At 36.7% G+C, this 22,067-nt stretch carries 18 protein-coding genes; all 18 read left to right on the forward strand.

All coding sequences use genetic code 11. From position 1 onward, the window contains the following. The first annotated feature begins 23 nt into the window (after positions 1–23). The 18 genes from ABD744_RS00815 to ABD744_RS00900 all read left to right on the forward strand — a co-directional run bounded on the left by ABD744_RS00815 (position 24) and on the right by ABD744_RS00900 (position 22,045). Positions 24–2,117: a YjbH domain-containing protein gene (locus tag ABD744_RS00815; protein WP_344794460.1), complete on the forward strand. Its 2,094-nt coding sequence runs from the start codon at positions 24–26 to the stop codon at positions 2,115–2,117. Between the two features lie 16 nt (positions 2,118–2,133). Continuing rightward, on the forward strand, positions 2,134–3,324 hold the full coding sequence (locus ABD744_RS00820; RefSeq protein ID WP_344794462.1) for a UDP-N-acetylglucosamine 4,6-dehydratase: 1,191 nt from the start codon (positions 2,134–2,136) through the stop codon (positions 3,322–3,324). A gap of 26 nt (positions 3,325–3,350) precedes the next feature. Further along, positions 3,351–4,502, forward strand: a complete 1,152-nt coding sequence (locus ABD744_RS00825; RefSeq protein WP_344794464.1) for a LegC family aminotransferase — start codon at positions 3,351–3,353, stop codon at positions 4,500–4,502. Next, positions 4,499–5,665, forward strand: coding sequence for a UDP-N-acetylglucosamine 2-epimerase (neuC, locus tag ABD744_RS00830; RefSeq protein ID WP_344794466.1), 1,167 nt, complete (start codon positions 4,499–4,501; stop codon positions 5,663–5,665). The genes ABD744_RS00825 and neuC (ABD744_RS00830) overlap by 4 nt, the downstream gene beginning before the upstream one ends. A 7-nt stretch (positions 5,666–5,672) precedes the next feature. Next, a complete protein-coding gene (gene neuB / locus ABD744_RS00835; protein WP_344794469.1) occupies positions 5,673–6,746 on the forward strand; it encodes an N-acetylneuraminate synthase in 1,074 nt (357 codons plus the stop codon). Next, a complete protein-coding gene (locus ABD744_RS00840; protein ID WP_344794471.1) occupies positions 6,739–7,389 on the forward strand; it encodes an acetyltransferase in 651 nt (216 codons plus the stop codon). Before neuB ends, ABD744_RS00840 begins: the two co-directional genes overlap by 8 nt. Positions 7,390–7,721: 332 nt before the next feature. Further along, positions 7,722–8,783, forward strand: a complete 1,062-nt coding sequence (locus ABD744_RS00845) for a nucleotidyltransferase family protein (RefSeq protein WP_344794473.1) — start codon at positions 7,722–7,724, stop codon at positions 8,781–8,783. A gap of 902 nt (positions 8,784–9,685) precedes the next feature. Further along, entirely contained in the window at positions 9,686–10,954 is a 1,269-nt protein-coding gene (locus tag ABD744_RS00850) for a nucleotide sugar dehydrogenase (protein WP_344794475.1), read from the forward strand. Continuing rightward, positions 10,938–11,723, forward strand: a complete 786-nt coding sequence (locus tag ABD744_RS00855; RefSeq protein WP_344794477.1) for a hypothetical protein — start codon at positions 10,938–10,940, stop codon at positions 11,721–11,723. Before ABD744_RS00850 ends, ABD744_RS00855 begins: the two co-directional genes overlap by 17 nt. Next, a complete protein-coding gene (locus ABD744_RS00860) occupies positions 11,713–12,405 on the forward strand; it encodes an acylneuraminate cytidylyltransferase family protein (RefSeq protein WP_344794479.1) in 693 nt (230 codons plus the stop codon). Before ABD744_RS00855 ends, ABD744_RS00860 begins: the two co-directional genes overlap by 11 nt. Beyond that, positions 12,405–13,397, forward strand: coding sequence for an N-acetylneuraminate synthase family protein (locus ABD744_RS00865; RefSeq protein WP_344794481.1), 993 nt, complete (start codon positions 12,405–12,407; stop codon positions 13,395–13,397). Before ABD744_RS00860 ends, ABD744_RS00865 begins: the two co-directional genes overlap by 1 nt. Beyond that, a complete protein-coding gene (gene neuC / locus ABD744_RS00870; protein WP_344794483.1) occupies positions 13,390–14,532 on the forward strand; it encodes a UDP-N-acetylglucosamine 2-epimerase in 1,143 nt (380 codons plus the stop codon). The genes ABD744_RS00865 and neuC (ABD744_RS00870) overlap by 8 nt, the downstream gene beginning before the upstream one ends. Then, entirely contained in the window at positions 14,529–15,239 is a 711-nt protein-coding gene (locus ABD744_RS00875) for an acylneuraminate cytidylyltransferase family protein (protein WP_344794485.1), read from the forward strand. Before neuC (ABD744_RS00870) ends, ABD744_RS00875 begins: the two co-directional genes overlap by 4 nt. Continuing rightward, positions 15,232–16,929: a hypothetical protein gene (locus ABD744_RS00880; protein ID WP_344794487.1), complete on the forward strand. Its 1,698-nt coding sequence runs from the start codon at positions 15,232–15,234 to the stop codon at positions 16,927–16,929. Before ABD744_RS00875 ends, ABD744_RS00880 begins: the two co-directional genes overlap by 8 nt. Then, positions 16,926–18,419, forward strand: coding sequence for a capsular polysaccharide export protein, LipB/KpsS family (locus ABD744_RS00885; RefSeq protein ID WP_344794489.1), 1,494 nt, complete (start codon positions 16,926–16,928; stop codon positions 18,417–18,419). The genes ABD744_RS00880 and ABD744_RS00885 overlap by 4 nt, the downstream gene beginning before the upstream one ends. Beyond that, on the forward strand, positions 18,412–20,061 hold the full coding sequence (locus tag ABD744_RS00890; RefSeq protein WP_344794491.1) for an ATP-binding cassette domain-containing protein: 1,650 nt from the start codon (positions 18,412–18,414) through the stop codon (positions 20,059–20,061). The genes ABD744_RS00885 and ABD744_RS00890 overlap by 8 nt, the downstream gene beginning before the upstream one ends. Then, positions 20,054–20,992: a glycosyltransferase family 2 protein gene (locus ABD744_RS00895; RefSeq protein WP_344794493.1), complete on the forward strand. Its 939-nt coding sequence runs from the start codon at positions 20,054–20,056 to the stop codon at positions 20,990–20,992. Before ABD744_RS00890 ends, ABD744_RS00895 begins: the two co-directional genes overlap by 8 nt. Continuing rightward, positions 20,993–22,045, forward strand: coding sequence for an NAD-dependent epimerase/dehydratase family protein (locus tag ABD744_RS00900; RefSeq protein WP_344794495.1), 1,053 nt, complete (start codon positions 20,993–20,995; stop codon positions 22,043–22,045). Positions 22,046–22,067 lie beyond the last annotated feature (22 nt).

Raw genomic sequence — 22,067 nt, forward strand, 5'->3', positions numbered from 1 at the left:
GTTTATCTAATGAATGTTTTATAATGAAGGTCTTCATATTAATTATTATTTTGATGTTAGTTTTTCAGAAAGGTCATTCCAGAGAGGAGGGGCTTCTGGATGATCCGGTTAGGTACTCTCATTCTGACTTGGGGGGAGTTGGTCTCCTGCAGGTACCAACTGCTCGTCATGCACCTGATGGTGACTTTCATGTTAACTTCTCGCATGTCTCTCCTTATAATCGGACGTCTATTTCGGCCCAGGTGTTATCTTGGTTAGAGGGAACGGTTCGATATACAGCTATAACTAATCGTAAATACAGCAATGATGAAGAATTTTCCGGAGACCAAAGTTATAAAGACAGAGGTTTTGATGTAAAGGTTCGTTTATCTCAGGAGTCTAAACTGATTCCTGAAGTCTCCCTTGCTATGCATGACTTCGCTGGCACAGGTTTGTTTAGTACAGAATATATTCTTGGGTCTAAGCGATTCTTTAATTGGGATTTTACCTTAGGTTTAGCATGGGGTAATGGTGGTGCCAGAGGAGGGATAAAAAACCCATTCACTTTAATAAGTAATCGATTTAAAGATCGCAACGCTGAAACAGGCGAGGGTGGAGATGTTTCTTTTGGTAATTATTTTTCTGGAGAAGAGGTTTCAGTTGTTGGAGGTGTTGAATACGCTCCTTCTGGAAGTGATTGGGTTTTAAAAGTAGAGTTTGATGGAAATGATTATCAGAGTGAGGGTTTAGATAATAACTTCAACCAAGTATACCCAATTAATGTTGGTGCAGGTTATCGTATAAATGATTTATTTTCCGTTCAGTTGGGCTTGGAGCGTGGCGATACGGTAATGGCTGGTATTCAGCTGGGGATGAATTTTGGTTCTGAAGAGGCATTAATGCCTAAGTTTGATAAGAAACCAGAAAGTATTCTTCAAAAGTCTCCTGACTTAAGATCTGTGAAAGATGTATTGAGTTTAGATGAGGAAGCGTTCGGTTTGAGAGATCGTTTGCTTAAGGAGAAGGTGAATATGTCAGCCTTAAAAAGCACTGATACTGAAGTTACTATTTACGCGAAACAATCCAAATATCGAGATCAGGCTGAAGCAGTAGGTAGGGTAACAAGAGTTTTGATAAACGAACTGCCTTCGACGTTATCAAGTGTCCGTTATATTAATCAAGAAGCCAATCTAAATACTAACCAAGTTGTTGTCTATACTGGGCCATTTGAGAAGGCAGTAGTGAATGATTCTCAAGTAGGTTTTGAATCTTCATTTATGAAGAAAGGCAATGCTCCTATAGGCTACGAAGAGGGAGTAAATAAATTAGTTGAGTACCCTTCTTTTGATTGGCGAATAAGGCCTGTGTTTTCTCCAAGTTTTGGTGCTCCGGAAGCATTTGTTATTTATCAGTTGTGGGTTAAATTGGCCGCAGATATCCAGTTTAATGATAATTGGTCTTTAAATAACGTTATGGGTATTGATGTTCTGAATAATTATGATGAGCTTGAGGTTGTGTCAGAGTCGGTATTACCTCATGTACGCTCAGATGTGGCTAAGTACGCAGAAGAGGGTTCTACAGGTATCAAGCGCATGCAAAGCGATTATATATGGAAGCCCAGTAAAACAACTTTTGCACGTATTTCCGGTGGTTTATTTGAAAGTATGTATGGTGGAGTTGGTGGTGAGCTTTTATACAGGTCAGTGAGTAATCGTTTGGCAATGGGAATTGATGCAAATTACGTAAAGCAGCGAGACTATAATCAGTTGTTTGAGTTTAGAGATTATACTGTGGTAACAGGCCATTTATCTGTGTACTATGATATGCCTATTAGTAATACTTTAGCAAAAGTTAGTGCAGGTCGATATCTGGCTGGCGATGTTGGGACAACAATTGATTTGAGCAGGAAGTTCAAAACAGGCGTTGTTATGGGTGGTTGGACTACGTTTACTGATGTCTCCTCTGAAGATTTTGGCGAGGGAAGTTTTGATAAAGGGATTTACATTAAGTTTCCGTTGGATCTTTTCTTTGTTGAATCCCGTAAAGAAAGTTTAACTGCTTCTTGGCGCCCTATTACAAGAGATGGCGGTCAGAAGCTGATTATGGGTAATCAGCTTTATAGCTTAATTTCGAATTAGTTTGGTATAGATAGTTATGTTGAGTATTTTGGGCTTCATTGGTCGTGATAAAGAATTATTTTTAGATGATATTAATCAGAATAAGAAAGAACTCAACCGAATTGTTTCTGAGTCGAAGTTTTTAGTACTTGGTGGTGCCGGTTCGATAGGGCAGGCTGTAACAAAGGAGATCTTTAAGCGTAACCCTAAAAAGCTTCATGTTGTGGATATCAGCGAGAATAACATGGTTGAGCTTGTTCGTGATATTCGTAGCTCTTTTGGTTACATAGATGGTGACTTTCAGACCTTCGCTTTAGATATTGGTTCATTAGAGTATGATGCTTTTATTAAAGCTGATGGTCAATATGATTATGTTCTGAATCTATCTGCGCTAAAGCACGTTCGGAGCGAAAAAGACCCGTTTACCCTTATGCGAATGATTGATGTGAATGTCTTTAATACGGATAAGACCATTCAGCAATCTATTGATGCAGGTGCTAAGAAGTACTTTTGTGTTTCCACCGACAAAGCTGCTAACCCCGTAAATATGATGGGAGCTTCTAAGCGCATTATGGAAATGTTTTTAATGCGTAAAAGCGAACAAATCGCTATTTCTACTGCACGTTTTGCTAATGTGGCTTTTTCTGATGGGTCTCTCTTGCATGGTTTTAACCAGCGCATCCAAAAGAATCAGCCTATTGTTGCGCCAAATGATATCAAGCGCTATTTCGTAACACCTCAGGAATCAGGCGAGTTATGTTTGATGTCTTGTATCTTTGGTGAGAACAGAGATATCTTCTTTCCAAAACTCAGCGAAGCCCTTCATCTAATTTCCTTTGCTGATATCGCAGTTAAATATCTTAAGCAACGAGGCTATGAGCCACATCTATGTTCAACGGAAGATGAAGCGAGAGAGCTTGCCAGAACTCTGCCAATAGAAGGTAAATGGCCATGCTTGTTCACCTCTAGTGATACCACTGGCGAAAAAGATTTTGAGGAATTCTTTACTGATAACGAAATACTCGATATGGAGCGCTTTGAGAGCTTGGGTGTGATTAAGAACGAACCTGAATACGACACTGAGTTATTAGCTATGTTCGAACAACGGATAACTGAGATGAAAGACAAGTGTCAATGGACTAAAGAGCAGGTTGTTGATCTTTTCTTCAAAATGATTCCGGACTTTGGCCATAAAGAAACGGGCAAATATCTTGATAGCAAGATGTAAGGGCTGAATAGGGAGATAAGAGAAAAATGGTAGCTACTTTGTTAAACCAGTTCGTTCGTGAACTCTATCAAACCAATGGGTTCATCCCTCTGCATGCGCCTGCCTTTGATGGCAATGAAAAACAGTATGTATTGGAGACCCTCGATAGTACCTTTGTATCGAGTGTGGGTAAATTCGTTGATGATTTTGAACATAAAATAGAGGCTTATACCGGTACAGCAAAGGCAGTTGCTACAATGAATGGCACTGCGGCACTTCATTCTGCATTGTATATGGCTGGTGTAGCGAGTGGTGATCTTGTAATAACTCAGGCTTTGACATTTGTGGCAACTTGTAATGCGTTATACCACATGGGGGCAGAACCTGTTTTCGTAGATGTATCGCCTATCAGCTATGGATTGTGTCCTAAGGCTGTGGATACTTACCTTACAGAAAATGCCAAAGTGACTGAGGAAGGTTGTTTTCATAAGCAAACAGACCAAAGAATCAAAGCGGTTGTGCCTATGCACACTTTTGGTCATCCGGTTGAGTTGGATGAATTAGTTTCTGTTTGTAATAAATGGAATTTAATTCTTGTTGAAGATGCCGCTGAAAGTTTAGGTTCCTTCTACAGGGGTAAGCATACTGGCACTGTTGGTGAGTTTGGTGCGCTAAGCTTTAATGGTAACAAGATTATCACTACCGGTGGTGGGGGCGTTATTCTTTGCAAGTCAGAAGATGATGGTATACATACCAAACATATTACTACTACAGCGAAAGTACCTCATCCCTATGAGTTCTATCATGATGAACCTGGTTTTAACTATCGTATGCCAAATCTGAATGCTGCTTTGGGTTGTGGGCAGATGGAAGTATTGGATAGCTATTTATTGACTAAGCGTCATTTAGCAGAGCAATATCAAAGTTTTTTTCACGGTTCTGAGTTTAAGTTTGTTGTTGAACCGGAATACGCCAGATCAAACTATTGGTTAAATACAATAATTTGTCCGGATACTGATACGCGTGATGAAATTCTTAAAATCACTAACGATTCCGGTGTTATGACGCGTCCGATTTGGCAGTTGATGAATCGCTTACCGATGTTTGAGAGCTCATTGTGTGGTGATTTAAGCCAGTCTGAATTTTTTGAGTCAAGATTAGTAAATTTGCCAAGTAGTCCGGTAGCATTGTTGAAATGAAGAAGGTTGCAGTTTTTACAGGTACTAGAGCTGAATATGGTTTGCTTTACTGGCTTCTAAAGGATATTCAGTCTGATTTAGATTTAACACTGCAATTATTGGTTTCTGGGATGCACTTGTCACCAGAGTTTGGTGAAACCTATACACAAATTGAAAATGATGGTTTTCAAATTGATGAGAAAATAGAGATCTTGCTCTCATCTAATAGTGCTGTTGGGACAGCGAAAAGTATGGGGCTTGGAGTGTTGGGCTTTACTGATGCGTTGGATCGATTAAAGCCTGATGTTTTGGTAATCCTGGGAGATCGTTTTGAGGCTTTAGCTGCAGCTCAGACTGCTATGCTTTTACGTATTCCTATTGTTCATTTACACGGTGGAGAAATTACAGAAGGTGCTTATGATGATGCCATTCGTCATTCAATCACTAAATTAAGTTACCTTCACTGTACCTCAACAGAAGAATATAGACAGAGGGTAATCCAGTTGGGTGAACTCCCTGAACGTGTTCATAATGTTGGTGCAATCGGTCTGGATCATCTAAAGCGTTCTAAGCTTATGTCGGTGAGTGAGCTGTCAAAGTCTTTAGGGTTTGAATTGTGTCAGCCCTATTTTGTTGTAACTTATCATCCAGTTACACTCGGTAGTGAGGCACCAGAAGAAAGTTTTCAGGCCTTATTGGATGCTTTAAATCAGTACCCTGATCATCAGGTTATTTTGACCTATCCTAATGCTGATGACGGTGGAAGACGTATTATCCCCATGCTTAAGGACTATGCAGCAACGTCATCGTTACGTGTTTTGGCAATTGCTTCATTAGGGCAGCAACGCTATTTGAGTGCTATTCAATCTGCTGCGGTAGTGATAGGTAATTCTTCAAGTGGTGTAATTGAAGTGCCTGCTTTTGGTGTGCCAACAGTTGATATTGGACAGAGGCAGCAGGGTAGACTGGCCGCTAAAAGTGTTCTTCATGCTGACGCTGAATTTCATTCTATAGTAGAGGCAATTGAACGAGCTTTATCGGGTAAGTATAAATCTTTAGATGAAAGGATTGTAAATCCGTATGGCCAGGGCGATGTTAGTTCTCAAATAATTAAGTTAATAAAATCTTTAGATTTTGATCCATGTAAATCTTTCTATGACCTATCTTTTGAAACTGTAGAGTGACAGTTTAATGACCTTAATAATTGCTGAAGCAGGTGTAAATCATAATGGTGATGAGAGACTTGCCTTTGAATTGGTGGATGCGGCCTACCAGGCTGGGGCAGACATTGTGAAATTTCAGACTTTTAAGGCTAAGAATCTGGTAACTGAGTCTGCAAGACAAGCTGATTATCAACTGACTAATACTCAAAAGCAGGAGTCTCAGCTGACAATGTTAAGTCGATTGGAATTGTCACATAAGGCTCATCACAAGCTTGTAGAACATTGTAATAGTTTGGGAATTCAATTTTTATCGACGGCTTTTGACTCGGAAAGCTTAGTGTTTCTTGTTAATGACCTTGGTCTTACTAGGTTGAAGATACCTTCAGGTGAACTTACTAACGCTCCTTTGGTACTGGAGCATGCACGTACTGGCTGTGACTTGATCGTTTCAACTGGGATGGCAACGTTAGCAGAGATCGAAATGGCGCTAGGTGTGATAGCTTTTGGTTTTATTGCATCTAAAAATGATGAACCAAGTGTAGCCAAGTTTCAGGAGGCTTATGCCTCAGAACAAGGACAGAAAGCACTAAAAGAGAAAGTGACTATCTTGCACTGTACAACTGAATACCCAGCACCTTTCGAGGAAATAAACTTGAGGGCGATGGACACTCTTGCAAAAGCGTTTGAATTGCAAGCTGGTTATTCGGATCACAGTGATGGTATTACAATTCCTATTGCTGCTGCAGCGCGTGGTGCTGTGCTTATCGAGAAACATTTTACGCTTGATAAAAACATGGAAGGTCCAGATCATAAAGCTTCGTTGGAACCGAATGAGTTAAAAGCAATGATTTTAGCTATTCGTCAAGTGGAGGTAGCTTTAGGCTCTGGTGTAAAAGCACCTACTGTTTCAGAAATAAAGAACAAATCGGTTGCTAGAAAAAGTATTGTAGCGGCGAAGCCTATCGAGTCAGGCGAGTTGTTTACCGCTGAAAACCTTGTAATTAAACGACCAGGTGAAGGCCTGTCACCTTATAAGTTCTGGGAACTGCTGTCTACTAAGGCGAACAAAAGCTATGGCGTTGGAGATCTAATCGGTGAGTGATTCGGATTTATTGCCTATTGTAATCATTGGTGGTGGAGGTCATGCGGCAGTTATTGCTGATATTTTGTTAAGGCAAAATAGAACGATTCTCGCAGTTGTGTCACCTGATGAAATTAGTCACAGGAAAGTTTTTACTGGTATGAATCGTTTGGTTTCTGACGATCAAATCAGACAGTTTGATCCAGAAACCGTAAGGTTGGTTAATGGTATCGGTATGATACCGCGCTCAAAGTTTAGACAACAAGTCAACGATACCTATCTGGCGTTGGATTATGAATTTGAAACTGTTATTGCAAATGAAGCGATCGTATCTCCTTATGCAGAGGTAGGCCCTGGTGTACAAATTTTCCCAGGCGCTATTGTCCAGTCAGGAGCAGTGCTTGGTGCGCATAGTATTATTAACACAAGTGCTGTTATTGAGCATGATTGCCAGATTGGTGCATATAACCATATAGCGCCAAGAGCAACGTTGTGTGGTCGAGTTCGAAGTGAAAGTGCTGTGTATGTGGGGGCTGGTGCTACAGTGATTCATAATATTTCCTTGGCTAAAAACTCCATTGTTACGGCTGGTACTACGGTAGTTAGTTCGCTGGATGAACTTCAAATTACATATCCTGCGAGAGCAGTAACTAGATCTATTTAATTGTTCGTGATTTACATGAGAAATAATGGGAAAGATTGATTCCTTTATGTTGCTATAAGGTGTACTTCAACGCTATTGAAAATTAACTATTGTGTTGTAGATATAGTGTTCGATATTGAGAGCTGTTTTATAAGTGTAGCAATAAGTAACTGTGATATTTATAGAAAAATATTAACCGGTTCGACAATATTGGATTTAGTGCCTGGGGTGATCTATATAGCTTCAATGGTGGCGAATGGCAATACGTTGCTAGTGAATTATGACCACTTATTAAGAAAAACCTGTAATAGGTAAAAACGTTGCAGGTATTATTCTAAAAATTGGGGTAAAAGATGATAGATGGTTGGAGACAGGTGTTAATGAGGCCGAGTGACTCAATTAAGGCGGCTTTGGAAGTGCTTGGGAATCAGGCTTTACGAATTGTCGTTGTTGTAGACTCCTACGATCGTTTGCTTGGTGTAGTTACTGATGGAGATATAAGAAGAGGTCTCCTCTCTGGTGTTGGTCTAGATGAGAGTATTGTCCAGGTTATGGTCAAAACACCAATTTCAGCGGATATTACGGCTTCGAATGAAGATCTAGTGAAGTTGATGAATGATAATGATATTCTTTCTATTCCGTTGCTGGATAATGGTAAGGTTGTTGGTGTTGAAACATTACATAACACTTTAAACACTAAGGAATCCATAGATTCACCTGTGTTTATAATGGCTGGTGGTTTTGGCACAAGGCTACGGCCGCTTACTAACGAATGCCCGAAACCTATGTTGGAACTGGCTGATGATTATCCAATGTTAAGAGTACTTATCGAGCAGTTTAAACAGCAAGGGTTTTGGAAGTTCTTTATTTCTACTCATTTTCTTCCCGAGAAAATACACTCTTATTTTGGAAATGGTGAAAAATTTGGAGTTGAGATTACTTATTTACATGAAGATCAGCCGTTGGGAACTGGTGGTGCGTTAAGCCTATTACCGGAATCTGCATATGAGGAATCACCGATAATACTAATAAATGGAGACATTCTTACTCAGTTGGATTTTTCGAAATTACTCTCTTTTCATAATAGAAGTGGCGCCGAAGCAACCATGTGTGTAAGAGAATTTGATTATCAAATACCATACGGTGTTGTCTCAAGCAATGAAGGTAAGCTTAATGGATTTAAAGAAAAGCCAGTTGAAACTTACACTGTCAATGCAGGTATTTATGTTTTATCGAAAAAAATTCTAACTAAAGTGTCTAGTTCAACAAAAATAGATTTACCTTCTTTATTGGAACAAACAGTTGAAAATCATGGGGAGGTAAGAGTATATCCTTTTTATGATTATTGGTTAGATATTGGTCGTATGGAAGATTTTAAGAGGGCGAGAAGAGACTTTACTCTTTTAAAGCGATGAGCTAGCTAAGGTGTTTGCCAGAAAGTATGTTGGTGCCTATTAGTTGAATTTAAAAAATATAGTTTGTTTATTGCTTGGTTTAAAGTATTTACTTATTAGAAGAATAGAAGGTTAAATTCATCTTCTTATAATGGGTGGTTTTAAAAATTCTCAGGTTGGGCTTGAATTAAGATATCAAGAGTAGTATTTGTGCTGAAATAGACTAATATTCCTTTGTTTGTATTTTAAGTTTACCGTAACTGCAATAAAAATGAGCTATGAGTAGCCTGTAGAAGAGCGAGAATAGTAGAATGAGTCTAGTTTTTCGTAGTTCTTAAGTATAAAGAGAGGGGCTAAGTTACTGGTTGTTGATACTTTACTAGTGGGAACTAAAGAGAAATTTAATTGTTGATGAATTTTTTAGTTTGCTTGTGAGAAATTTATATTGAATTGTGGTACTAAAAGTGCCTCATTGAGCAGTGTACCTTTCGCTGTGATTGTAATGTTGGCTTCATATAAGAGTTCTTAAAACGATTACCGTTGATAACGGGGAGTAGTTTGCCCAATATAATAAAGTTAAAAAGAGCTAGGAAGCGATGATTTGTATTCCTGTGAATACTCCTCTAGGGTGTGGCATCTGAATTTTCAGTGTTTATGGTTTGCAAAGACAGCATGCTTCAAAGGAAGTTATTTTAGATTGGTAATGAATGATGGACTGAAATTTATTTAGGTTAGAGGAGCTTGCCTTAAATAATCGAGGGAAGTCTATTATGATTGAAAAGTTTGACTTTCTGATGGTGTTGCATTTACTAGTTGATTCCTCATGATAACCATTTTGGAATAAAGTATTAATTTATGTTTATTTTAACTTTTTTCGCTGAACTAGCTAAGTGTAAAGAATTTTATAGAAATAAGGTTCAAAAATGAAAAGCAAAGTTTGTGTTATTGGCCTAGGTTATGTTGGTTTGCCGCTTGCGGTTGAATTATCTAAAAGTTATGAAGTGTTTGGTTGTGATGCTAATAAATCGAAAGTGCAAAGCATTAATGATGGAAAGGATCCTACAGGGGAGTTGTCAGAGAATCAAAAACAGTACTTACCAAACATCTGTTTTAGTGATTCGTTAACTAATTTACCTGATTCTGAGTTTTATATAGTTTGTGTTCCGACTCCAGTGGCCGATGATAAACGTCCTAGTTTAGATTATGTAGAGAGCGCATCTCTAGCTATAAGTAAAAAACTTAAGAGGGGGAATATAGTTGTATACGAGTCTACTGTCTACCCAGGGGCTACAGAAGAAGTGTGTGTACCTTTGTTAGAAAAGGAAAGTGGGCTAGTTCTTAATGAGGACTTTGGTGTTGGATATAGTCCTGAGAGGATTAATCCTAGTGATAAAAATAATACTTTGAGAACTATCAAAAAGATTGTAAGTGCATCTGATAGCGTCACTTTAGATCGTGTCGCAGCATTATATGAAAGTGTGGTTGATGCAGGTCTATATCGTGCAAGCTCAATTAAAGTGGCAGAAGCGGCAAAAGCACTTGAAAATACACAGCGAGATGTAAATATAGCCCTTATTAATGAAATGGCTATTCTCTTTGAGCGTTTAGAAATTGACACTACATCTGTCATACAAGCCGCTGAATCAAAATGGAACTTTCTTCCATTTAAGCCTGGTTTGGTAGGAGGGCATTGTATTGGAGTGGACCCATACTATTTGATTCATAAGGCTAACGTTCATAACTTTGGCTTATCTGTTGTTGAAGCTGCTAGAGAAGTAAATGAGGGGATAATAAGCTTTATCTCTAATAAGGTAATTGAATTATGTTTAAGTAAAAACGTTGATCTTCGCAACGCTAGGTGCCTATTTTATGGGGCGGCTTTTAAAGAAGATTGTAATGATGTAAGAAACTCAAAGGCTCTAGAATTAGCTGATAAGATAAATCGACTTGGCATTGATGTCGATATTTTTGATCCCTTGATAGATCAAGAGGATTTCAAAAGCGAAGCAAGCTCAAAACTTAATTATCTTGTAGAAATAGAAGCGCTTTACGATATTATAATCTTGGCTGTTCCTCATGCACGATTTAAAGATATGGATTCAAAAGATATTAAAGTCAATCTGAAAGAAGAGTCTGTTTTTATTGATCTTAAGTCTGTATATGGGAGAGAAGATAGTGACTATAGATTATAGCGGTTTTAAAAGAGAAGAATATTTGAAATTTATTAAGGAAGATATTTTTAAGGTTGGTCGAGTACAGAGCTTTAATTTGTTGTTTGATTTAATTGAAAATTTAAAGGATTATCCGAGTATCGCGTTACTGGAACGATCTTATATATATAATGGTTATAGTATTTTTTCACCTCTCTTTTCAAAAACTGTAGAGGTGATAGATTATCGCCCAGAAACAGCAAATGAAAGATCTGGTTTTCAGAAGTCTTGGGTGGATGACTATTGTCGGTATATGGTAAGGTCTGAAAGCTCTGTAGTAATTGAAAGTGATGAACCTAAATTTGAAGGCCAAATTATTGAGTCTGATCTATTATTAGTCCCAAACGTGTTACATCATTGTTCAGATTTTGAAAAAACTTTGACGGAAATTATTCAATACTCTAATGCGATTAATAAAATAGCAGTATTTGACTCGTATATTAGGGAGGAGCATCAAGCTCCCGATGACTATGCTAGGCAAACCCGTTGGTCTTTGAAAAGGATGATGCAATCTATGGGTTTTTCTGAAACTCAATATCAGGAGGCTGGAAATGTTTTTGATGCTATTCGATACATGATTTTTCAAGCTGATAAGCTTTTAAGTAGTGAACCTGAACTTGGTGATGTCAAAAAAAGCCTCTATCAATTAGATGATATGTTAGTCGACCACTGTAAGAATGAAGAATATCGCTCACTAAGAAGGCCTCATGCGAGTTTAAGTACAGGGTATTGGGCTATTTATGAAAGATGAATGGGTGATTATTCCTGCTCGATCTGGTAGCAAGGGTGTAAAAGATAAGAATATTGCAAATATTGGTGGTAAGCCTTTATTGCAACATGCAATAGAAACTACATTGAAGTATTTTGATCGTGAGAAAATTATTGTTTCAACTGATAGTCAGTGCTACATGGAGATAGCTTTGAGACTAGGGTTGAAAGATTTTGGCTTAAGGCCTGAAGAGTTATCTAGTGGTGAGGCACACATCAAGGATGTTGTTATATACGAAATGTCTAAGCTGGTTGATATTGGAAAAGTTGATCCGAAGGGTACTTCATGTTTTTTAATTGAACCATCTCATTTTAGCTTAAGACCCAATATAGCAGAAGCGAGAAAAATAATGAAAACAGGGGATTATAATAGTGTTGTATCATTGGTGCCTGTTCCTAATAAATACCATTATAACAAGCAGTATTTTATAGATAGTACAGGTGATGCTATATTTATTGGTCAAACTTCTAATATAAATCGTCAGTCTCTAACTTCATCGTACATACGTTCTGGTGAGCTATATGCTTTTAACTTAGAAGCGGTTATGCAATGCGAGAACTTACAACCTAGTCCTACCAAAAGTTTGATATTAAATGGTCAGTTTGCAAATATTGATGAGCCAATTGATCTTGACGAAGCGATTAAAATTTGGAGCGAAGAGTAGTGGAGTTAATTGCCGAGTTAGGTCAAATCCATGATGGCTCTCATGGGGAGGCAGAGAAAATGGTTGAGGCATTATTAAAGACTAATGTTTCTACTATTAAATTTCAACACCATCTAGCAGATTCAGAAAGCAGCGATAAAGAAAAGTTTAGAGTTAGTTTTAGTCGGCAAGATTCTACTAGGCAGAGCTATTGGAAACGAATGGAGCTTCCAATTGAATTCCTTAGGGATGTAAAGATTGAAATTGAAAGTCGTGGAAAAAAATTTTTATGTACCCCGTTTTGTCTTGAAGCTGTCGATCAGCTAGAATCTATAGGAGTTGATCGTTATAAAATTGGTTCTGCAGATGCTGGTAATCCAATTTTACTTAAATATATTTCCGAAACTAAGAAGCCCGTAATTATTTCAAATGGTTTTCGGGATATGGTAGCAATAGAGCAGGCAATAGAGTGTCTGGCTTTACCTTTAGATAAAATCTCTCTTCTACACTGTACAACTGCTTATCCAACTCCACTAAATGCGGTTGATTTAGGGCAAATACAGGTTCTTAAGAACTTTAATGTACATTCAGTTGGTTTATCTGATCATTCAGGTAGTATTTGGCCATTGTTATTTTCAGCTGCTTATGGTGCTCAAATCGGAGAATTTCATGTTTGTTGGGACAGAAGGCAGTTTGCGCCTGATGCAGCATCTTCGCTAGAAATTAGAGAAATTGACTTGCTAACCCAAGGTATCGATTCATTCTATGAAACGAGAATGAAAACACCCGATAATATATTAGAAAGTGTAAATAATACTAAAAAAGTATTTACCCGAAGTGTCCGTCTTAGAAATGATTTGGTCAGTGGATCAAAACTAAGATTAAAGGATCTGGAAACATTTAAACCTGGTGGTGAAGGTCTATCACCTAGCGAGGTAATGCTTCTTATCGGAAAAACAGTCAGTGCTAATTTGAAAGTGGGTCATGTGGTTAAGGGGTGTGAGTTTGAATAATAATAAAGTTGGTATATTGATGGCTAATCGAGCAAATTGGGCTCGATCTAAAACAGTGATTGAACATCTTGCTCTTAATACTGACATAGAGCTTCATGCTTTTTGTTGTAGCAGTTTTTTATTACAAAAATTTGGTATGCCTGTTAAGGATTTTGAACAGGAACACTCAGAGGTGATAACACACCGAGTATACAATAATGTTGAGGGAGAGACGTTATTGACACAAACTGTCAGTACTGGACTGTTAGTAAGTCAACTTGCCCCGCTAATTGATACCGTTAAAATTAAGTGTTTAATTGTTATCGCTGATAGATATGAGGTGATTGCAGGAGCGATTGCTGCTCGATATCAAAACGTCCCCGTTATCCATATTCAGGGCGGTGAAGTATCTGGAAATATAGATGACTTGGTTAGGAATTCTGTATCCTCTTTATCTGAATTGCATTTCCCTTGTACTCAAATGGCATACGAGAGACTTCAGTCTTCTTATTTTGTTCGTGGTTTCATTGATAACTATGGCTGTCCTGCTATGGATTTAGTATATCGAAGAGAAAAAAAAGATATTAACCGAATTTTAAATTCTAATGGCTTTGTTGGTAACCTTAAAAAGAGGGATTCAACCTATTACTTAGTTGTATTTCATCCTGAGACAGAAAATTACGATGAAGTAGAGCAAATAGCTCAAAAGTTTTTTAATAAGATTGAACGTTTATCAAAAGACACTCATATAGTAGTGCTTTGGCCAAATATTGATGCTGGTTCTGATAGTGTTGCTAAAGAAGTAAGAAAAATGCGAGAACGGAATGCAGAGTTAAATATATCCTTTTATAAAAACTTTTCTGCAGAAGATTATATTTGTGTTTTAGAAAATGCAGAGATACTCATTGGTAATTCTTCTTCATTTATTCGGGAGGCATCGGTTATTGGCAAGAAATCGATATTAGTTGGTGATCGTCAAAGTAACCGTGATATTGGAAAAAATGTGGTTGCAAAACTCAGTGTAGAAGAGTTTTCTGAATTTGATTTATCTAGTGTTATTAATAAAACAGTTACACCTTCAGATACTTATGGCTCTGGAGATGCAGGTAAAAAAATTTCTGATAAAATATGTTCATTTATAGGGGCAGGGAATTGAAGCCTAGTTATGTTGCAGTTATACCAGCTAGAGCTGGAAGTAAAAGAGTCAAGAAAAAAAATATCAGACCGTTTTTAGATACTTCCTTGGTAGAAATTGCAATCGAATTTGCAATGGAGTCGAAACTATTCGATCGTATTATTGTATCTTCAGATGACGAAGAAGTGTTGTCTCTAGAACAAGATACCAAGTATACCAACGTATCTTTTGTTGAGAGGGATGAAAAGTCAGCAGGAGATACAAGCTCTGCTGCCCAGGTAGTATTTCATTTATTAGGTAAAGATATTTTATCAGAAAATGGCACTGCGATTGTTTATCTTCAACCAACTAGCCCTTTTAGAAAATTATATGATTTAATGTCAGCGGTAGATGTTTTTGAAAATAATGGTTGTCTACAATCAGTGGTGTCTGTTGCTGAGCTATCTGAGCCTCAAGAATTTTTATATCAACTAGACAAAGATAACTCTATCGATATTTCTAAAAGTAATGTTCGCTCTCAGGATGGTACTAAGTTGTACAAGTTAAGTGGAGAGATATATATTACTCCTTTGAGTCACTTTTCTTGTTTAAACACCGATTCAATTTTGACGAGTAAAGCCATAGCATTTAAAAGTACTGCAGATTGTACAATAGATATTGATACTGAGTTGGATTTTAATATGGCAGAGTATATTTTTAAGATAAATCAAGAGAAAAATAATGACTAAAAGGCTAAAACTCTTATTACTGAAGAATCAAAAATATAAGCTATTACTCCCCTTTTTTAGTGAGATGTTTTTTTGGTTAAAGAAAATAAAGAATAATCAAGCCCTTCCAGTTCTAGATTCTTCCATGGAGGGTTTGTTATTCAAACTGGAGAGAGCAGAGAAAAATCTTAAAATTAACTTTGTTACTGGATATGGCTTGGGAACGCACTATCTGAAGCTAGAGCCTGTACTCATTAAGACACTAATTGCTAGAGGTCACTCGGTTACTTCTTTAATATGTGGTAAAGCGATAGGTTGCTGTGAATTTAATGCTGACTGCGGCGAGAATAGTTCAGATGTGCCTTTTAAGTTTCGACGGGGTGTTACTCTGAATGCTAGATCTGACTTTGGTCAAAAGTGTGTCCGTAATGTAGAAAGAGCTTACGAAAAGTTAGGTATAGAACAGCGTAGTCTTAATGGGGTATATGTTCTCTCAAACGAGCACATGAGAGCTGTTAAAGAAGTAACAGAGCTTCTAAGTATGAGCTCATTTTCTGAATTAAGGGAATTTAAATATAGGGAGGTTGCTGTAGGAGAAGAAGCTTTTGCTTCAACCTTGCGTGCATCCTTTATGGGAGATGTTAGTCATAGATTAGGAAACGTAGCTCTTTTTTTAGAAATGCTTAAATCAGCTATGAAACTTGTAGATATTTATTATCAAGAATTCACGGATAACAAACCAGATAGAGTTGTGCTTATTCATGGTATTTATTTAACTCACGGTATACCAACGAAAGTTGCTACCAAGTTGGGTATACCTGTTATTGTTTTAGGAGGTGGAGGAATTAGGAAAAATACTCTAATTGGTTCACATCAAGAGACATATCACAAATCATTAGTTAATGAATCTAATTCCTCATGGGAAGGTATTCAACTAACAGAAGAGGAGCGTAGTCGTGTCATTAATTATGCAACACAAAAAAGAAATAATGGTAATGCAGTAGACTATGTATCTTATCACCCAAATCCAAATAGCAATTTACAGCAGATCGAAAAAGAGCTTAGTTGTTCATTTGAGAAGTTTGATAAAATTGTTACTTTATATACCAATGTTCTTTGGGATGGGCAGATTCTGTATGAATCAAATGCATATAATGGCGTTGTAGAATGGGTAATTGATACTGCAGAAATAGCTCGCAACTCACCTGAAACTCTATTTATTGTTCGGATTCATCCGGCAGAGGTTAAGACTGCAAATCCATCTTTACAGCCTATAAAGGATGAATTGGATCGGGAATTAAAAGGGAAGTATCCCGATAACTTTAAAATTGTAACCCCGTTTAGTGATATAGATAGTTATACGCTAGCCCAATTATCTGACGTTAACGTAATCTACGGTACAAAAATGGGTTTAGAAATAGCATTGCTTAAAAAATATTTGATTGTTGTCGGTGAGAGTTTTTCAAGAAACAAAGGCTATGGTACAGATGTGTCAACTCCGCAAGAGTATAGGGAAGCACTTAATACTATTTTAAGTGATGAAGAAATATCTACGAGATATGAAAAGGCTCTTAAGTATGCAAACTATTTTTACTTTAGAAGAATGCTAGATATTCCCTCTGACAACGAATTGAAAAGTGGAAAATTAAAGGGTTTGTCCACAATATTAGATGGAATTGAGTTAGAGACAGAATTTGTAGGGCCGAGATGATAAAACAATTGTTACTTTCAGTGCTGCGTAGTGTTTTTATGTGCATAAATACACTACGAGTTTCTTCGAGATTTAATCAAATAAATGATGGCGATAAAAAAATCTTGGTTATTATTACGCCTTGGCGCCTTTCTCCTGTACCATATTTTACAATGATTATTGCTAAGTTATTGCAAGCAAAAGGGGGGAGAGTAGAGGTATTTTTAAGTAAGTATGGCTATCCAGATAGTAAAATCAATAGTAGAGTGGAGTTTTTTTTTATAAGGATATGCTTGCGAATATTGAAATTGAATATTGCAAATTATAAGAAACTAGATTCTGTTGAGATTAATTCTGGACAGCTCAATAATATAAATGATGTCGCTAAAAATACTGCCATTTGGCTTAAACGAGGTGAACAGAATGTCAATATAAAAGATATTGATGAGGTGGCAGATCAGATTTCTAAATTTTACGTCGAGTTCAAAAGCTTAGCTTTTGATGTGAACTCTTATGATAAAGTGTTTTATGGTGGTGGGGTTACTGGGCCAACGGGGATAATATTGAAGTCATTGCTAACTGACCATGCTAAAGTGTCTACTTTTGATTCTGCACCAGGAAAGTGTATTATAACATCAGTAAATGGGGCTGCATGTAAATTACATGATTTACCAATTGTGTTTAATAAGTATAAAATATTATTAGAGGATGAAGGTGTAAAGCAAAGATTAATTGATCTTGCTAGTGACGAGATTGAAAGTCGTTTTAATGGAAATGACAGGTTTTGTTATCAAAACTCAAAGCACAAATACGAGGGTGATGAAATAGATATTCTTTTCCCTTTAAACAGCTCTTGGGATGCTTCAGCATTAGGCACTCACAAGATATTTAGTAGTAGTAGCGATTGGCTTTTGTCTAGTATTAAATACGTTGTTGAAAATCATAATGTTGCCAAAATTGTAGTTAGGCAGCACCCTGCAGAAAGATATTCTTGGCAAAAATCTTCGGATAATATAGAAAAACTTTTAAGTGAATATATCAATTCAAATAAGGTTGTCTTTGTTAAAGCTGATGATGATATAAGCTCATATGATCTTTTAAAAAAGACTAGTCTAGTGGTATATGGCAACAGCACAATTGGCCTAGAATCACTGATTCAAAATATTCCAGTCTTGTCTGCTGCGAATAGCTACCATAATGTCATGACCGGGCATTATATTTCTTCCAAAGAAGAGTACTTTACGAAATTGGATTTTTTACTTAATAATATAAAAGTCAAAAAAACTGTCGATAAACAGTCTGTTGCGGAAGCAAGCTTACTTTATGTCCTTGGGCAAAAGTGTAATTGGGTTGATACACTATATGGCCTTTCAAATTGGCGAGCTTGGCCTAAGTTAGGCGGTAAATTGTCAAACGAGGATAATATTTATAGTTTTGTTGATTCAATATTAACTGGTGTTCCGTTTTGTGATAAGCAATTAAGCAAAATTGTGGGCAAAGCGAATGATTAAGAATGTAATTACTACACTTATTAAAACTGACCTAGTTTCAAGTCGCTATATAATTCTTTTGTGCTGTTTTGGGTTAATACTCAGTCTTGCTGAGGTCTTCACTGTTTATTCCTTAGTTAGCTTTTTTAACCTCTTGCAAAATAGTGATGATGGTAACGAGTTTATGGCGGTACTTTTGGAAACACTCTATTTGAATGATGTTAATATTGTATTAGCTTCTGGAATAATTCTATTGGTAAGTTATGTATTACTTACTTTTCTTAGGGTATTTGTCTTACGAATGACTACTTCAGGTGCTGCTTTTGAGGCTTTAAGGCTATCGAAAGAGCTTTATAACTCAGTCTCTGAAGTCTCTCCTTATTTTTGGCGAGATTTAGGAGAAGATTCTTCTATATCCCAATTGCAAAGAATTCAGTCCATAACTTTTTCCGTCATAATACCTGTAGCTAATTTACTTGTTTCAGTAATGGTTGCTACTGGCCTTATTGTTATGATTTCCGCAGCAAATGTGATTATAGTTGGAATTGCATTAATTGCAGGGGGGCTTTCAATAGTTTTTGTATACAAACCGATTAATAGAAAAGTTAAGATCATGTCTGAACCCTTGGATGAAAGCATTCAGGATAGAGTTGATGGTTTGTTGGATTTAGTAAAAACTTCAGCTCAGCGCTGCCTTCAGAAAAGCTATGCTCCGGTGCATAAAAAAACTTTGGAAAAGGCACTTGAAAATGACGCAAATTATTTTAATAGTGTCACTTCTATTAACTTCTATAACCTATTGCCAAAATATCTTATTGAGCTATTTATCTTTTTAGGAATTTTAGTATCTGTATTTGTTTCGATTGAAGGAACAGATGCCACAGAAGCAGCTGCTACGCTAGCCATGGTTGGTTTAGGGGTGTTAAGAGCTTTTCCCTATCTAAATGCCATTCATTTTAATTTCGCAAAATTATTATCTTCATGGCCGCAATACTTGACTTTTAGTGATTTTATCCATGAGTTGAAGAGATATAAATTTAGTAAAAATGAATCTTTAACTAATAAGCTTGAATTTGAATTTAACTCTGATTTGCCTATAAGCCTTACTAAATCAGATGAAAAAGAAACAAAGAAAATCATCTTTAGAAGGGGACAGTGGTTTAAAGTAATCGGACCTTCTGGGAGTGGAAAGAGTACTCTAGTTAATGCCATGCTGTTCGGAGATAATCCTATATGGTCTTCTGAAAATATGTTAACTGATTTCGGACTAAGATGCGGTTATGTACAACAGGAGCCAAGATTTTCCGGTGGCAGTATTTATAATGGATTTAACATGCAGGAAGATACAGAGTCCAAAATGACTCAGCTTCAAACGCTTATGGAGCTGTTTGGGTTGGAAGAGTTAACAAGGGACTTTGAAACACTTGTGAATCAAAAGAACCCTCAATTATCAGGTGGTCAATGGAGACGGATCTGTATTATAAAGGAGTTAATGCTTTATCCGGATATCCTTGTACTTGATGAGACTCTAGGGGCTATTTCAATCGAGCAAGAGCATGAAGTCCTTAATCAAATAAGGCGTAACTTTCCTGATTTGATATTAGTCGAAATATCTCATCGTAAAACTGCCATGAGAGATTATCAGGAGATAGTAAGTGTATAATAAAGATAAAGTTGGTGTGGTGATTATCAACTATAACAGTGCAGACTATATTTTCAATTGCTTAGAGCATGTATTTAAACAAACTGTTAATACTAAGGTGGTCGTTATAGATAATACACCTTCAGATGGGGTTGCTGAAAGAATAAATAAGATATATGAGGGGCAAGTAGAGGTTCTTTGTACTGGTACTAATTTGGGAGCAGCTAAAGCTAATAATCTTGGTATAGTTGCTTGTGGAACTTACTATACACTCGTCCTGAATGCTGACGTTTATTTATCACAGAATTATATAGAAAAACTAGTTGAACAGATGGAGAGTGATTCCAATATCTCAGAATGTCAGGGGTTATTGGTATCTGAATCAAATGATCAAGTCATTGATTCGGCTGGTGTTGAGTTCTTTTCAGAGGTTGTTGGAATAGATCGAGCCTATGGTAAAGATATTACTAGTCAAGAACTGCAGAGTCAGTTAGTAGACGGAACATGTTGTGCTGCAGCTTTATACAGGCGAACTAGCCTAGATCAAATTGCTTTATCAGATGGTGAGTTTTACGACCAAGATTTATTCGCATATTATGAAGATTATGATTTATCCAGACGGTTAAGGTTTATAAATTCTAAAGCGCATTTTTGTAAAGAAGCACTTGGCAGACATGTTCGCGGTGGGTCTACTGCTAAAGAAAGTGATTTTGTGAAGGTTTTGAGAATCTCAAATTTGTTCTTGTTGTATAGAAGATACTCCGGTCAACAAAATATTATTTCTAAAGTTCTGAATATTCTGTTTCTATCGATTATATTTATTAAAGGCTTGGATTGTATAAAACCAGTCACTGAAAGAATTAAAACAATCAAGCTCAGGAAAATCAAAAACGCTAGAAATTTACCAAATAAAAGAAGCTATTTATTAAATAAGTTCATTAAGGAAATATAAATGAATAAAGTATACGTGCTTGGTGGAGCTGGCTTTATTGGCAGGCGACTAGCTGTGCATCATCGTAGTTTGGGTGACGAAGTTGTAGTAGTCGATATATTTGATAAGTTGATTCATAACGAAAAAAATTTAGCAGATTATGATGAGCTGTCAGGGATTAATGTTATTGTCGATGATTTTGTGAGTCAAAATGTATTAAACTTAATATCTAAAAATAAACCAGATATTATTTATAACTTGGTTTCTCAGACTGGTACAGCTGATTCTAATGAACGCTTGGATTACTATTTGAATGAAAACGTTTCTAAGCATACTAGGTTGGCGAATTTCCTTAATGAAATCAACTTTCCATTGCAATTTATTCTGACGTCTAGTCGAGCTGTATATGGAAATGGATGCTTTAGGGATAAAAGTGGACAGGTAACTTTGTCCGAAAATCGAACTTTAGATAACTTGCAAAAAGGTGTTTTTGAATATAATTGGGAAGGTGATCCAAATAATGTTTTTGTACCGCACTCCTATTCTATGCCTACCTTGCCTATATCTTTTTACGGTACTTCAAAACTCTACCAAGAAAACGTTTTTCAGTCTGTAGTTAGAAACAAATTTGTGAATTGCATCATAGTTAGGTTGCAGAATGTTATTGGTGTTGGACAGTCGATGTTTAATCCTTATACAGGGCTTCTGTGTTGGTTTCATAAAACGTTATCAAGTGGAGGTAATGTTTCTGTGTTTGAAGATGGTAAAATTACTCGCGATTTTATAGATGTGGATGATGTAGCTTTTATTTTGGAACGATTAAGTCGAAATAAAAATAGTTTACCTATTTTAGATATTGGTGTCGGTAAAGAAACTCAGTTGCTAGAAATAGCTAACTTATTGAAGAAAGAAGTAGGGAAAGGAGATGTAAAAACAACTAAACAATTTAGAGAAGGGGACTGTCGAAGAGGGGTTGCTAGTATATTAGAGTTAAATTTATTAGTTCCTGAATATAAACCAACGCCTCTTGCTCATACATTGTCTAAATTTTGTGAATATGTACAAAGTCATTAACTTTATTAGTAGATTATATTGG

Origin of the sequence: Litoribacillus peritrichatus, from assembly GCF_039537985.1 — a bacterium.
GTDB classification, from domain to species: Bacteria; Pseudomonadota; Gammaproteobacteria; order Pseudomonadales; family Litoribrevibacteraceae; genus Litoribacillus; species Litoribacillus peritrichatus.